Consider the following 13,182-nt stretch of genomic DNA (forward strand, 5'->3'; position numbering starts at 1 on the left):
TTTTTCCGCGGCGTTTTGCTCCGGCTGCCTCGCGGCATAATTGCGGCACGCCGCAAGGCCTCCGATACCTACAACGATGACCACCCAACTCTCCGACCTCGAGTGGCGCTGGAAGCGCTTCGATGACCTGACCACCGCCGAAGTCTACGACATGCTCGCCGCACGCAGCGCGGTGTTCGTCGTCGAGCAGAACTGCGTGTACGGCGATATCGACGGGCTCGATACCGACGCATGGCATCTGCTGGCGTACGGCAAAGGCGAGACGCGCCCGAAACTCGCGGGCTATCTGCGCGTGCTGTTGCCGGGTCATCCGGACGAAAAGGAAAAGGACGTCCGTATCGGCCGCGTGCTGACGACCGTCGGCTTTCGCCGCATGAAGCTCGGCAACGCGATGCTTCAGCGCGCGCTCGAAGAAATCCTCAAGCAGTGGCCCGACCAGCCGATCAGCCTGCATGCGCAGGCGCACTTGCAGCGCTTCTACGGCGCGTTCGGGTTCGTCGCTTCGTCGGGGGTGCATGACGAAGATGGCATCCCGCATGTCTGGATGCGCCGCCCCGGCTTCGACTCCTGACGCAACCGCGCACGCGCCGACAACCGCAGCCAGTGGCGCAGCGCGATCAGCGCGCCGATCACGCTCATCATCGAGCCGGGAATCCAGAGCAAGAGTCCGCCGATCTGCTGATCGCGCATCGGCGTGATCCAGGTGAACGCGCGGCCGCAAATCGAATAGATCGGATACAGCTCGCGCGGCGTGAAGAAGATGAACGCGCCGAGCATGATCTGCGGCGGAATGGCGGCGATCACTACGAGAATGCGCCGGCCGGGCGCGAGCCGCGCGGGCGGCGCGGGACGCGGGTCGAGCACGAGCCACCAGAAGAGCAGGCCGTCGATCACCATGCTCCAGTTCATTACGCGATAGAGCCGGTAATCGAGCATCGCCTTGAAGTGAATCGGCGATAGCAGCCAGAAGTAGATCAGCCCGACGAACAGCGTCAGCGCGATAACCGGATTGAACACGATATCGAACATCGTGCGTGCGACGCGAGTCTGCGCGGCCGGACGCAGCCAGCGCCGCCGCCATTCGAACGGCACGCCTGCGCGCAGCGCCGCCCCCGGATACGACAGCGCAATCAGGAAGGGCCCGAGGTGATGCAGCACCAGATGCTGCAGCCGATGCATGAAGAACTCGTGCTCGAAAAAGTAATCGAGCCGCGTATGCAGCGCCACGTAGAGCGCGCTCAATCCGGCCCAGAACGCGATACGCCGCGATATCGACACCCGCGCATGCCGTGCGCCGCGCGCGAACAGCACGGCGGCGACGAGTATCGCGATCACGACCGTCGGCGACGGCTCCCACGGATCGAGCCAGTAGAGCAGCGTCGTCATCGTCAGGCGTCCTTCGCGTGAATGACGCGGCGCAGATCGGCGGCGATGGCGTCGATCGAATCGCTGTCCGCGGCGAGCACGCGCGCGTGGCCGTCGCGATCGAAGATATACACCGCCGAACTGTGCGTCACTTCGTATGCGCCGTTCGGATCGCGCTTCTCCATCTGATACGCCACGCGATAACGCTGCGCGATGGCTTCGATCGCGCGATCGTCGCCTGTCAGTCCGACGGCGTGCCGGTCGTCGAAGGCGCGGACATACGCGTGCAGGAGCGCGGGCGTATCGCGGGCGGGATCGACGGAAACGAACACAATGCGCGCCGCGTCGGCATCCGGCCCGAGTTGCTGAAGCACCTGCATGAGACGCGCCATCGTTTCCGGGCAGACATCGGGGCAGTGCGTATAGCCGAAGTAGACGAGCGTTGCGCGGCCCGCGAAAGACCGGCCGGTGACGTGCGCGCCGGTGTCATCGGTGAGAGAGAAGTCGAGGTCGGGCAGATGCCCGGAGACATCGGTCAGATGCCACGGTTCGGTCGGCCGCGAGCACGCGGCCAGCGCCCAAAACAAAACGAGAGCGATGAACCTGCGCCAGCGCAGAACACGCGAAACCGGCGAGATAGGGAACGAAGCGTGCATCGAAAAGGGTGAAAGCGGCGTGCGGCGGGGGTTTGATGGCATGAACATCTATCGCAAAATACACGTCTTCGAGGCCGGAGGTGGCGCATCATCTATCCTGCGGCTTATTTTTGAGACGATTTGCCGCATACTTCAGGCTCGCCGAAAGCCGGACAAGCGAATCCGTAAGTTGCGCGCGTTGGAAATCGAAAGCTGGCGCACGTAACATGCGCGCCTCCGGCTTCGGCTCGCGCCACACGAGGCAAACCACAGGCTAAAGATCGATGCAAATTCTTCCCGATTCCCTGTCTCTTGCCGAGACGGCGTTCTTCTTCGATTTCGACGGCACACTCGTCGAACTCGCTTCCACGCCCGACGGCATTTTCGTGCCGCGTTCGGTGCCCGACATCCTCGCGTCGCTGCGGCGCGCGACCAATAATGCGGTCGCGGTCGTGTCGGGACGCGGCATCGACAATATCGATTCGTTCCTGCAGATGCCCGATCTGCCCGTCGCCGGGATGCACGGCGCGGAGCGGCGCGACGCCAATGGCGACGTGCAGCGCATCGGCTTCCACGACGAGCGGCTCTTGCGCATGGAACACGTGCTCGAAGGCGTCGTCAGCGCGAATCCTGGCATGCTGCTCGAAATCAAGGGCGCGGCGCTCGCGCTGCATTACCGGAATGCGCCCGAGCGCGAGCCGGCCGCGCGCGCGGCCACGGAGCGTCTCGTCGCGGAATACGCCGACGCCTACGTGCTTCAGCCGGGCAAGATGGTGTACGAGATCAAGCCGAGGGGCGTCGATAAAGGCCGTGCGTTGCGCGCCTTCATGGCCGAGCCGCCGTTCACGGGCCGCAAGCCCGTCTTCATCGGCGACGATCTCACCGACGAGAAGGGCTTCGCGGTCGTCAACGAATTCGATGGCCTGTCGATCAAGATCGGCGCGGGCGATACCGTCGCGCGGGCGCGCATCGAATCGGTCGAATTGCTGCTCGACTGGCTGCAAGTGATCGCGGGCACCGCCGGGAAGCACGCCTGATGGGCCGTCTGATCATCGTGTCGAACCGGGTTGCGCCGATTTCGGAAGGTGGCCCGGCGGCGGGCGGGCTCGCGGTCGGCGTCTACGACGCGCTCAAGGAGACCGGCGGCGTGTGGTTCGGCTGGAGCGGCGACGTGCTCACCGCGCCGCCCGAAGCGATAAAGCTGGAAGAGCAGGGGCCGGTGACGTTCGCGACCATCGGTCTCGTGCGCCGCGATTACGACCAGTACTACCGCGGCTTTTCGAACGCGACGCTGTGGCCCGCGTTTCACTATCGCCCGGATCTCATCGAATTCGATCGCGAAGAGTACGACGGCTATTGCCGCGTGAATCGCTGGCTCGCCGCGCAACTTGCGCCGCTGCTCAGGCCCGATGACGTCATCTGGGTCCACGACTATCATCTGATTCCGTTCGCGCAGGCGCTGCGCGAGCTGGGCGTGACGAACCGCATCGGGTTTTTCCTGCATATCCCGTTTCCGGCGTCGCAGATTCTGCTGAGCGTGCCGCGTCATCGCGAACTCGTCGAGGCGCTGTGTGCGTTTGATCTGCTCGGCTTCCAGACGGAGCCTGATCTGCATGCGTTTTGCGATTACGTCGAAACCGAAGCGGGCGGCACGCTCACCCGGCACACGGCGAAGCCCGTGGAGGTGCGCGCGTTCGGCAAGACGCTGAAGGCGGCGGCGTATCCGATCGGCGTGTATCCCGATGAAGTCCGTGCACTGGCAAAAGACGGCGAAAGCGGCCGCGACGTGCAGACCGTCAAGGCGACGCTGCACCAGCGCAAGCTCGTGATGAGCGTCGATCGGCTGGATTATTCGAAGGGACTGGTCGAGCGTTTCCGCGCGTTCGAGCGCCTGATGGAGCACGATCCGCAGCAGCGCAACAACGTGTCGTTTCTGCAGATCGCTCCGCCGACGCGCTCGGACGTCGACGCCTATCGCGATATCCGCTTGCAACTGGAAGCGGAATCGGGCCGCATCAACGGGCGATACGCCGAGCTCGACTGGACGCCGATCCGCTATATCCATCGCCAGTACGAGCGGCCGGTGCTTGCCGCGCTGTTTCGCGAGGCGCACGTCGGCTTCGTCACGCCGCTGCGCGATGGCATGAACCTCGTCGCCAAGGAATACGTGTCGGCGCAGGATCCGGACGATCCCGGCGTGCTCGTGCTGTCGCAATTCGCGGGCGCGGCGCGTGAGCTGATAGCGGCGTTGATCGTGAATCCGCTCGACATCGACGGCATGGCGGAAGCGCTCGCCACTGCGCTCGCAATGCCGCTGGAAGAGCGCCGCGCAAGGCATCGCGACATGTATGCGCTGCTGCGGGATAACAACGTGTCGGTGTGGCGCGATAACTTCCTGCGCGATCTGAAGGCGCGCTAAGCGATAAAAAAGCCGCGTTTCTTTCGAGAACGCGGCTTCTTTTTACGCCGGCTGCTTGTGCGGCGTCGCGACGATGGACGGCAGCTTGCCGTGCTGTTTCGCCAGCAACTCGCGATACAGCCCCGGCCGCTCGCGCAGTTCTTGCGGCGAGCCGTCGTCGATGACCTTGCCCGCGCTCATCACGATGATGCGATCGAAGTTCTGCAGCGTCGACAGACGGTGCGCGATCGCGATCACCGTGCGGCCGACCATCAGCCGGTCGAGCGCCTGCTGGATCGCTTCTTCCGATGCGCTGTCGAGCGCGGAAGTCGCTTCGTCGAGCAGCAGGATCGGCGCGTTCTTCAGAATGGCGCGCGCAATCGCGATGCGCTGCCGCTGGCCGCCCGACAGCTTCACGCCGCGATCGCCGACGATCGTATCGAAACCTTCGGGCATCGCTTCGATGAAATCCGTGCAGCGCGCCTCGCGTGCGGCGGCGAGCACTTCCTCGCGGCTCGCTTCCGGACGCCCGTACGCGATGTTCTCGAACACCGTGCGATGGAACAGCGAAATGTCCTGCGGCACCAGCGCGATCGCGTGGCGCAGGCTGTCCTGCGTGATCGTGGCGATATCCTGGCCGTCGATCTTGATGCTGCCTTTCTGCGGCTCGTAGAAGCGTTGCAGCAGCGCCAGCACGGTGGACTTGCCCGCGCCCGACTTGCCGATCAGACCGACGCGCTGGCCCGGCTCGATATGCAGATGGAAGTTGTCGAGAATCGGACGGCGGCGCGGATACGCGAACGTGACGCCTTCGAAATCGACGCGCCCGCCTTGCGGCACCAGTTCCGTCGCGTCCGAGCGATCGGGCATGCCGTGCGGTTCGAGCAGCGTCTGCACGGCTTCGGCGAGACGCGCGACGTGCTGGGTCACATCGACGAGCGCGACGGCGAGATCGCGGGTGCCGTGGAGAATCGTGAAGCCGAGCGAGCTGACGAGCACGATATCGCCGGAAGTGGCGCGGCCTTCCGACCACAGCCACAGCGCCCAGCCGAGCAGCCCGGCGGAGAGGATCGCCGTGACGACCGCGTGGAACAGGCGCAGCTTTTCCAGATACAGCAGGCTCTGCTGGCGCGCGACCATTTCGGCCTTCACGGTCGAGCCGAAGCGCTTCTGCTCGTTGAAGGTCATGCCGAACGCGCGCACGAGCGACATATTGCCGATCACGTCGACGAGCTCGCCGTCGACCGACGCCGCCTTCGACGCAAAGCTGTGATGCCGCGCGGACCCGCGTTTCGCGAGCCGGTACAGGATGAACGCGAGCACCAGCGAACAGCACATCAGCCCGGCGGCCATCAGCGGATTCACCGCGACGATCATCACGATCGCCCCCAGCACCGCGATGCAGGGCGGGAGGACGTTCCACGCCATCACGTTTTCGGACGTGTAAATGGCGTTCGAGGTCGCCGTGATGCGGCTTGCGAGCATCCCCGGCTGCTTCTCGGAGAAGTACGTCGGCGAGTGACCGGAGAGATAGGAAAAGAGATCCTTGCGCAGATCGCCGGTGACGATCACGAACACATGAGCGCCGACCCAGCCGCCGACCCGCCAGAGCAGGTTGTCGGCGGCGATCAGGCCGACCAGGATCATGAACGCGCCCCAGAGCGGACCGGGATGGCCGCGCCCCTGGCTGAGCACGTCGATCAGATGCTTGATCGCATATTGCGATGCGAGCGCGCAACCGACTGCGGCGAACACGCTGGCGAGCACGATGGCATGCGCGACCGGATGCCGGCGGATATAGCGCATCAGGAACGCAAGCGGGCGATTCGCGTAGCTCGCGAGCTTCGCGTTGTGCGCGTTACGCTGGGAGACGGTGAGTTGGTCCAATGGTCTTTTTTGGTCGTAAAGCGGTTGAGCGTGTGCTGCGTCCTGGGGCGATGCCATTCACATTGCACGTCCTGTTCGATGCGTCCGCCGCCGCGGCGCGATCGCATCGAACCCGGCGACGACGCGCCGTCTTCACTGGCTGAATTGTAGCCAGTAACCGGAGAGGCGAACGTCGTTCAGGCAAATGATGCGCGGACTTTCCTTCCGTCCGGCATCGAACCGTCGTTGTTTCAGCGAGCGGGGCTTCGTTGCTGCTCGCATGGAACCGACGCACACAGCTTTGGGCTTGGGCGCGCATTGTAAGCACAATGCGCGCTTTTTTGCGATGGAGCGCAGCCACGCGTGGAAATAGTCCACAAGGGGCCGCGCTCGCAATCCGGAGCGCCTGCACGACAGCGACGACGAAAGCATGCGCCGCGCCAGCATCGCCAGGCGCGCTGCAACGGTGCCGAAAGCGCGAAGCGCCTCCCGTGCGCCGTCGAGGGCACGTGCTCCAATGTAGAACAACCTTAATAAACAGGGGTTTCCAAAGTGTATCCCCCGTGTAACAAGGTAAATAAGTTGAAATGCCCCGCTTGCCGCCGCCAGCCCAGGCTTCATAATCCGCCCCGGCTCGACCTCTGCCTTTTTTGACAGCTTTCTGTAGGAAGCCGTCAACCTGCGGAGCAGAAGCGCGTTATTTCCATGCGCGGCGCTTTTTGAGATGTAGTCTCTGACTTGCTCGTTTTAGGTCGCGCCCAACAGTGATCGGCGACCCCGCTTTTTCACTCGAGCACCAGCTTTCACGCCGCGGCGAATGCGCGGCGGCCGCTTTCGCCCGAGGCGAGCGAATTGCTCCCGACGTAAACATGACAGCAGTACTTTGCCTGACCTTTCATTAGGAGTTTCACGACAATGCGAATCGCTCAAATCGCGCCCCTCCACGAGGCTGTTCCGCCGAAGCTGTATGGCGGCACGGAACGCGTGGTGTCATATCTGACCGAGGCACTCGTCGAGGCCGGACACGACGTCACGCTCTTCGCGAGCGGTGATTCGCAAACGTCCGCGAAGCTGGAAGCTTTCTGGCCGCAAGCGTTGCGTCTCGATCCGACGATCCGCGACACGATGGCTCCCCACATGCTGCTGCTCGAAGAAGTCCGCCGCCGCGCCGACGAATTCGACGTGCTGCATTTCCACATCGACTATTATCCGTTCTCGCTGTTCGCGCGCCAGCCGGTGCCGTTCCTGACGACGATGCACGGCCGCCTCGACCTGCCGGAACTGCAACCGATCTTCAACACGTTCAATGACGTGCCGGTCGTGTCGATCTCCGACAACCAGCGCCAGCCTCTGCCGCAGGCGAACTGGCTGTCGACGGTGTATCACGGCCTGCCGGAAAACCTGCTGACGCCGATTCCGAACGTGAAGCCGGGCTACCTGGCGTTCCTCGGCCGCATCTCGCCGGAAAAGCGCGTCGACCGGGCGATTCGCATCGCGCAGGCTGCGGGCATGAAGATCAAGATCGCGGCCAAGCTGGACAAGGCCGACCGTGCTTATTACGAAGACGAGATCAAGCCGCTCTTCGCGCTGCCGCACGTCGAGTACATCGGCGAGATCAGCGAATCGGAAAAGACCGAGTTCCTCGGCAACGCGCATGCACTGCTGTTCCCGATCGACTGGCCGGAGCCCTTCGGCCTCGTGATGATCGAAGCGATGGCCTGCGGCACGCCGGTGATCGCGTTCAATCGCGGCTCGGTGCCGGAAGTGATCGAGAACGGCGTATCGGGCTTCGTCGTGGAAGACGAGTTGTCGGCGATTGCCGCGGTGAAGCGTCTCGACACGCTGTCGCGCGCGAAGGTGCGCGAAACCTTCGAAACACGCTTCTCGTCGAAGGTGATGGCTGCGCGCTACGTCCAGAACTACGAAGAACTGCTGCGTCAGAAGCGCCGCACCGTTCTGCGCGAAGCCAGCGCCTGAGCGTCGTTGCATCGCTCGTGCCGCAGCGATGCGGCATGAAAACGCCCCGCGTGCCGCCAAGGCGCGCGGGGCGTTGTGCTATCGGCACAGTAAAACGACGATTTCGAGTACCGGGCCGCGTTCGCGTTGCGAAACCTCTGACGACATCCGTAATCTCCCTATAATGTTCGGGCTTCGCGATGCGAAGCGCACGGCCGCGCGACGGCGTGCAACTGTATCGATAGCAATCAATCGCATGGGACCGAGTGCGGCGTAAAAGAGCGCCCGCTCCGGTCAAGAGGAGCGCACGTTTTGGCGAGAACCAGGCAAACCAGCGCGGCGCCGGCACCGGGCGCGGGCACCGTTTTCGCGCTGCGAGCAATCGGAGTGGTGCTCGCGGCGCGATGGGTGTTCGCCATGTCGCACACCGGCTATCTGTCCTCGCTGCGCGCGATGACGTTGTCGCCGTGGGCGTGCCTGAATCTCGTGCTGTTTTTTCTGCTGATCGTCCTGCCGGGCGCCAAGGCGCGCATGGACCGGCCGCTGCATCCGTTGCCGCAGTGGCTCAGGCAAGCGTTGCGCTTCCTCGCGCTGCTCACTTTCGGGTTCGCGGTGTTTTCGCTTGTCCCTTTCGTCTGGACGGCGGGCTGGCGGGGCTTCGTGGATGCGCTCGCGGCGACTAACGGCTGGCTCGTCGTCGGCCCGGCGCTCTATGCGGTCGTGATGTGGATCTGCCGGCCGCGCGCGCTATGGCGCACGAACATCGCGGCAAGGCGTTTCGCGATTGGCCGATACGCCATCTCCCTCGATCCCGTCACCCGCACCGCGATGGTCTGGGCCGAAAGCCGCAAGCTCGGCCAGTACGATGCGCGCGAGCTTTCGGTGAAATGGCCGACGCCGCCGGGCGCGGGCGCATCGTCCGCGACGATGCTGACGCCCGTGACGCAGCCGGCTGCATCGACACTGCAATCGAACGGCGCCACCCGGCGGAGCTGGTTCGCGCGCCGGCCCAAGGTCGAACTCATGTGGGATTCGCCGGCCGCCGCCGGGCACAACCGCACCACGGTGTTCCGTGCGCCGCTCGCCACGGAAGGCGATCGCAACGCGGCCCGCGCGCTGGACGCCACTCTGCATCAGGTTTGAGCCGTTGTAGCGAGCAGGTCTTCCTTGTCGATGGTGGGGGAAACGATGCTGATACGCTGGTTGCTTGCCGCACTTCATCTGCTTGCTTTCGGCTTCGCGCTCGGTTCGGTGCTCGCGCGTGCGCGTGCGCTGCGAAGGCTCGATGCGGTGCAGTCGGTGCAAGCGAATGACACGCGTCTGCGCGACGTGTTCCGCTCCGACTCCGTGTGGGGCGTGACGGCCATCGTGCTGATCGTGACGGGCGTGATGCGCGCGTTCGGCGGCTTCGAGAAGGGCGGCGCGTACTATCTGCATGAGCCGCTTTTTCACTTGAAGATGACCGCGCTCGTGGCAATTCTCTTGATCGAAGTGTCGCCGATGCTCGCGCTGATTCGCTGGCGGATCGCGCTGGCGCAAGGCGGGGCGATCGACCTCACGCGCGCCCGGCGATTTGCGTGGATGAGCGATGTGCAAGCGGCGCTCGTCATCGTGATGGTGATTGCGGCGAGCGGAATGGCGCGCGGCGTGTGGGCGCATTGAAGCGAAAAGCGCCGGACAAATGAAAAAGGCCCAAGTCGTGAGACTTGGGCCTTTTGATCTTCGGTGTCTTGGCTTTACCAGCACCAGAATCCTGGTGGGTAGTACTGGGATCGAACCAGTGACCCCTGCCGTGTGAAGGCAGTGCTCTACCGCTGAGCTAACCACCCGAAGAGATTGAGATTATGTCAGGACTATCGCTCTTCGTAAAGCCATTCTTTAAGAAACTTCGAAAATTATGCGGCAACTGCGTCAGGCTCGGTTTCGGCCGCTTCGATGCGCCATACGCTCGTGCCCTTGACTGCCTTGTCGAGATCGTTGAGGACGGCTTCGTGGGCAGCGACTTCGTCGGCGGTGGCGGCGATCACCGGCAGATCGAGATCGTCGAGCGAAATGCGCGGGGCGTCGCCCGCGCCCTCGGACTGCGTCTCGCCGAGCATGTCGATGACGAGGCTTTCCTGTCCGCGCGTCATCGCCAGATAGACTTCGGCGAGCAGCTCCGAGTCCAGCAGCGCGCCGTGTAGCGTGCGATGCGCGTTGCTGATGCCGAAGCGGTCGCATAGCGCATCCAGCGAATTGCGCTTGCCGGGGAACATCTGCTTGGCGTTGACGAGCGTATCGATCACGCCGGCGCACATCTCGGTGGTCTTCGGCAGCCCGAGTAGTGCGAATTCCATGTCGAGGAAGCCGATATCGAACGGCGCGTTATGGATGATCAGCTCCGCGCCTGAGATGAAATCGCGCAACTCGGCGGCAATCTCCGCGAACTTCGGCTTGTCACTGAGAAACTCGGTCGTGAGACCGTGCACCGCGAGTGCGCCGGGGTCGCTATCGCGCTCCGGGTTCACGTAGAAGTGCAGGTTGTTGCCGGTCAGCCGGCGATTCACGAGTTCGACACAGCCGATTTCGATGATCCTGTCGCCCGTGCGAGCGTTCAGGCCGGTGGTTTCCGTGTCCAGTATCAGTTGGCGCATGAGATGTCTTTGTCGGTGCGTACGTTCAGCTATCGGCAAGCGATGTCACGCCGCGATTGGCGAGCGCATCGGCGCGTTCGTTCTCTGGATGGCCCGCGTGACCCTTCACCCAGCGCCATTCGATCTGGTGTTGGCCGACGAGCGCATCGAGCCGCTTCCACAGATCGGCGTTTTTGACGGGCGTTTTCGCGGCGGTCATCCAGTTCTTTTTCTTCCAGCCGTGTATCCACTCGCTGATGCCTTTCTGCACGTATTGAGAGTCGGTGTGGATCACGGCGTGGCACGGCCGCTTGAGCGCTTCGAGAGCGGCGATCACGGCCATCAGTTCCATGCGGTTGTTGGTCGTGGCGGCTTCCCCGCCGAACAGCTCTTTTTCCAGCGAGCCGAAGCGGAGCAGGGCGCCCCATCCGCCGGGGCCGGGATTGCCCTTGCAGGCGCCGTCCGTGTAGATGTCGATTACTTTCGTCGATGCGGATTCTTCAGTCATCAATGCTCGTTGCGGGTGTGCGGGGCGGCGACGGGCGCGAGGCCGGGCGCGAGCGCGGGTTTCTTCAGCTTGCGCGGACCGATGAGCCGCATGCCGCGTACGCGTTTCACGGCGGTGATCATGTAGGCCGCGCCGAAGATGGGCCACCAGCGGTCGCCGGCCGGCTCCATGAACTCGTAGCGCTGCAGCCATTTGTCGGTGAGTAGCGGCGGACGATAGCAGCCAAAACGCCCGCGTTCAAGATCGAATCCAAGCAGTTTGATCCAGTCCTTGATACGCGTGAACGCGATCATCTCGTGCGCGGCCGGCACGAACGGGCGTCCGGCGACCTTGCCGAGGGATTGCCGCGCGCCCCACAGACTCAACGAATTGAAGCCGAGGATGATCAGCTGACCTTCGGGCACGAGAACGCGCTCGGCTTCACGCAAAAGCCGGTGCGGATCGCGCGAAAACTCGAGCGTATGCGGCAGCACGAGCAGATCGACGCTCTGCGCCTCGAACGGCAGATCCAGCAAATCGCACCAGACGGTACTGCGACCGTCCGGCGCGCTCGCGGCGGGCAGCGCGCTCACGCCGTTGCCGGCCGCGTGCGGCAGCGTGTACGGGGCGCTTGCGCCGCTTTCCGAATCGAGCACGAGGGCGCGGCCGGTCATGCGATTTTCGCGCAGCGCATCGAGCTGGGGCATGCCGAGCTGGAGCGCGTGGTAGCCGAAGATGTCCGACACCACGCGATCGAGTTGCGCCTGCTCCCATTCGAGCACGTAGCGTCCGGGCGCGGAGTTGGTCCAGGCGGGCCAGTCTATAATCGCTCGGTCAGACATGTTCGGATGCCGCGTAGATGATCGCCATGGATTCACTTGCTGAAGATTCGTCCAAACGCACGCCCAAGCCGGCGCTGGAATACGTGCCGGTTCCGGCGTTCGAGGACAACTACATCTGGATCGTGTCGGATTCGCGCGATGCGGTCGTCATCGATCCGGGCGACGCCGCGCCGGTCGAAGCGTATCTCGCGAAACGCGGCTGGCGGCTGACCGCTATTTTACTCACGCACCATCATCACGACCACGTCGGCGGCGTGAAAGCGCTGCTCGATAGCCGAACGGCAGAGGGCGGCGTGCCCGTGTACGGCCCGGCTGGCGAGCGCATCGAGCACGTGACGACGCGGCTCGCCGGCGGCGATTCGGTAAGCATCGCGCAGCCCGCGCTCGAATTCACGGTCATCGACGTTCCTGGTCACACGGCTGGCCACATCGCGTACTTCCAGGCGGGCGATGCGCGCGGCACGCCGCATCTCTTTTGCGGCGATACGCTGTTTGCAAGCGGCTGCGGGCGTCTGTTCGAAGGCACGCCGCAACAGATGCTCGCCTCGCTCGATTCGCTCGCCGCGCTTCCCGACGACACGCAGGTGCATTGCGCGCACGAGTACACGCTGTCGAACATCCGCTTTGCGCGCGCATGCGAGCCGGAGAGCGCCGCGCTCGTCCGCTGGAACGACGAAGCGCAGACCTTGCGCGCCGCCGGCAAGCCCACGTTGCCGACGACGATCGCGCACGAGAAGGCGGTCAATCCGTTCCTGCGCGTCGACGACCCTGCGATTCAGGCCAGGCTCGCCGCGCAGTTCGGCACGCCGATCGCGGACCGGCTGGACGCATTTCGCCTGATGCGCGGCTGGAAAGACACGTTCCGATAATCCCGAAACTTCGCGAGAAGTTCATCCGATACCTTGGAAACGGCGTTAGATACAAGATTTTGCAGGGGTTTTGCGCGCATTCTTATTGACGTCCTAGGTGCGGTTCCGTACTATCGGCTCCAAATTTCCAAGCCTCACTCTTTGGAAGCAGA

14 protein-coding genes and 1 tRNA gene are annotated in these 13,182 nt (G+C 63.9%); 8 read left to right on the forward strand and 7 right to left on the reverse strand.

Translation table 11 applies throughout. The annotated features are described in order from the left end of the window. Positions 1 to 76: 76 nt before the first annotated feature. On the forward strand, positions 77 to 571 hold the full coding sequence (locus LDZ21_RS04320) for a GNAT family N-acetyltransferase (protein ID WP_244794365.1): 495 nt from the start codon (positions 77 to 79) through the stop codon (positions 569 to 571). Here the strand turns inward: LDZ21_RS04320 and LDZ21_RS04325 are convergent. Both LDZ21_RS04325 and LDZ21_RS04330 read right to left on the reverse strand, forming a co-directional pair. Beyond that, the gene (locus LDZ21_RS04325; protein ID WP_244794366.1) at positions 478 to 1,386 is read right to left on the reverse strand and encodes a cytochrome c oxidase assembly protein; all 909 of its coding nucleotides are present in this window, start codon (positions 1,384 to 1,386) and stop codon (positions 478 to 480) included. The genes LDZ21_RS04320 and LDZ21_RS04325 overlap by 94 nt on opposite strands. A 2-nt stretch (positions 1,387 to 1,388) precedes the next feature. Then, positions 1,389 to 2,021 (reverse strand): SCO family protein, encoded by a 633-nt coding sequence (locus LDZ21_RS04330; protein ID WP_244794761.1) that lies wholly within the window; start codon positions 2,019 to 2,021, stop codon positions 1,389 to 1,391. Between LDZ21_RS04330 and LDZ21_RS04335 the strand changes: the two genes are divergently transcribed. The 3 genes from LDZ21_RS04335 to otsA are packed head-to-tail and all read left to right on the forward strand — an operon-like array spanning position 1,963 to position 4,419. Further along, positions 1,963 to 2,226: a hypothetical protein gene (locus LDZ21_RS04335; protein ID WP_244794867.1), complete on the forward strand. Its 264-nt coding sequence runs from the start codon at positions 1,963 to 1,965 to the stop codon at positions 2,224 to 2,226. The genes LDZ21_RS04330 and LDZ21_RS04335 overlap by 59 nt on opposite strands. A 58-nt stretch (positions 2,227 to 2,284) precedes the next feature. After that, positions 2,285 to 3,037, forward strand: coding sequence for a trehalose-phosphatase (gene otsB, locus LDZ21_RS04340; RefSeq protein WP_035959568.1), 753 nt, complete (start codon positions 2,285 to 2,287; stop codon positions 3,035 to 3,037). After that, positions 3,037 to 4,419 (forward strand): alpha,alpha-trehalose-phosphate synthase (UDP-forming), encoded by a 1,383-nt coding sequence (gene otsA / locus LDZ21_RS04345; RefSeq protein WP_244794367.1) that lies wholly within the window; start codon positions 3,037 to 3,039, stop codon positions 4,417 to 4,419. Before otsB ends, otsA begins: the two co-directional genes overlap by 1 nt. Positions 4,420 to 4,461: 42 nt before the next feature. On the opposite strand, the gene LDZ21_RS04350 is transcribed toward otsA, so the two are convergent. After that, on the reverse strand, positions 4,462 to 6,342 hold the full coding sequence (locus LDZ21_RS04350) for an ABC transporter ATP-binding protein (RefSeq protein ID WP_229753881.1): 1,881 nt from the start codon (positions 6,340 to 6,342) through the stop codon (positions 4,462 to 4,464). 837 nt (positions 6,343 to 7,179) lie between these two features. Here LDZ21_RS04350 and LDZ21_RS04355 point away from each other — a divergent pair. From LDZ21_RS04355 to LDZ21_RS04365, 3 genes are all read left to right on the forward strand, one after another. Further along, the gene (locus LDZ21_RS04355; RefSeq protein ID WP_035959565.1) at positions 7,180 to 8,241 is read left to right on the forward strand and encodes a glycosyltransferase family 4 protein; all 1,062 of its coding nucleotides are present in this window, start codon (positions 7,180 to 7,182) and stop codon (positions 8,239 to 8,241) included. Positions 8,242 to 8,532: 291 nt separating this feature from the next. Further along, on the forward strand, positions 8,533 to 9,363 hold the full coding sequence (locus LDZ21_RS04360; RefSeq protein ID WP_244794368.1) for a hypothetical protein: 831 nt from the start codon (positions 8,533 to 8,535) through the stop codon (positions 9,361 to 9,363). Positions 9,364 to 9,408: 45 nt separating this feature from the next. Then, positions 9,409 to 9,882 (forward strand): DUF2214 family protein, encoded by a 474-nt coding sequence (locus LDZ21_RS04365; protein ID WP_035959850.1) that lies wholly within the window; start codon positions 9,409 to 9,411, stop codon positions 9,880 to 9,882. Between the two features lie 92 nt (positions 9,883 to 9,974). Here LDZ21_RS04365 and LDZ21_RS04370 read toward each other — a convergent pair. The 4 genes from LDZ21_RS04370 to LDZ21_RS04385 form a co-directional block, all read right to left on the reverse strand. Then, positions 9,975 to 10,049 (reverse strand) — tRNA-Val (locus LDZ21_RS04370). 66 nt (positions 10,050 to 10,115) lie between these two features. Continuing rightward, the gene (gene dnaQ, locus LDZ21_RS04375; protein WP_244794369.1) at positions 10,116 to 10,853 is read right to left on the reverse strand and encodes a DNA polymerase III subunit epsilon; all 738 of its coding nucleotides are present in this window, start codon (positions 10,851 to 10,853) and stop codon (positions 10,116 to 10,118) included. Between the two features lie 25 nt (positions 10,854 to 10,878). Continuing rightward, positions 10,879 to 11,340: a ribonuclease HI gene (gene rnhA / locus LDZ21_RS04380; protein WP_244794370.1), complete on the reverse strand. Its 462-nt coding sequence runs from the start codon at positions 11,338 to 11,340 to the stop codon at positions 10,879 to 10,881. Continuing rightward, complete coding sequence (locus tag LDZ21_RS04385; protein WP_035959561.1) at positions 11,340 to 12,161, reverse strand: class I SAM-dependent methyltransferase; 822 nt, start codon at positions 12,159 to 12,161, stop codon at positions 11,340 to 11,342. The genes rnhA and LDZ21_RS04385 overlap by 1 nt, the downstream gene beginning before the upstream one ends. Positions 12,162 to 12,178: 17 nt before the next feature. Here LDZ21_RS04385 and gloB point away from each other — a divergent pair, with 17 nt between their 5' ends. Continuing rightward, a complete protein-coding gene (gene gloB / locus LDZ21_RS04390; protein WP_244794371.1) occupies positions 12,179 to 13,030 on the forward strand; it encodes a hydroxyacylglutathione hydrolase in 852 nt (283 codons plus the stop codon). Positions 13,031 to 13,182 lie beyond the last annotated feature (152 nt).

Origin of the sequence: Caballeronia grimmiae, from assembly GCF_022879615.1 — a bacterium.
Classification (GTDB): domain Bacteria; phylum Pseudomonadota; class Gammaproteobacteria; order Burkholderiales; family Burkholderiaceae; genus Caballeronia; species Caballeronia grimmiae.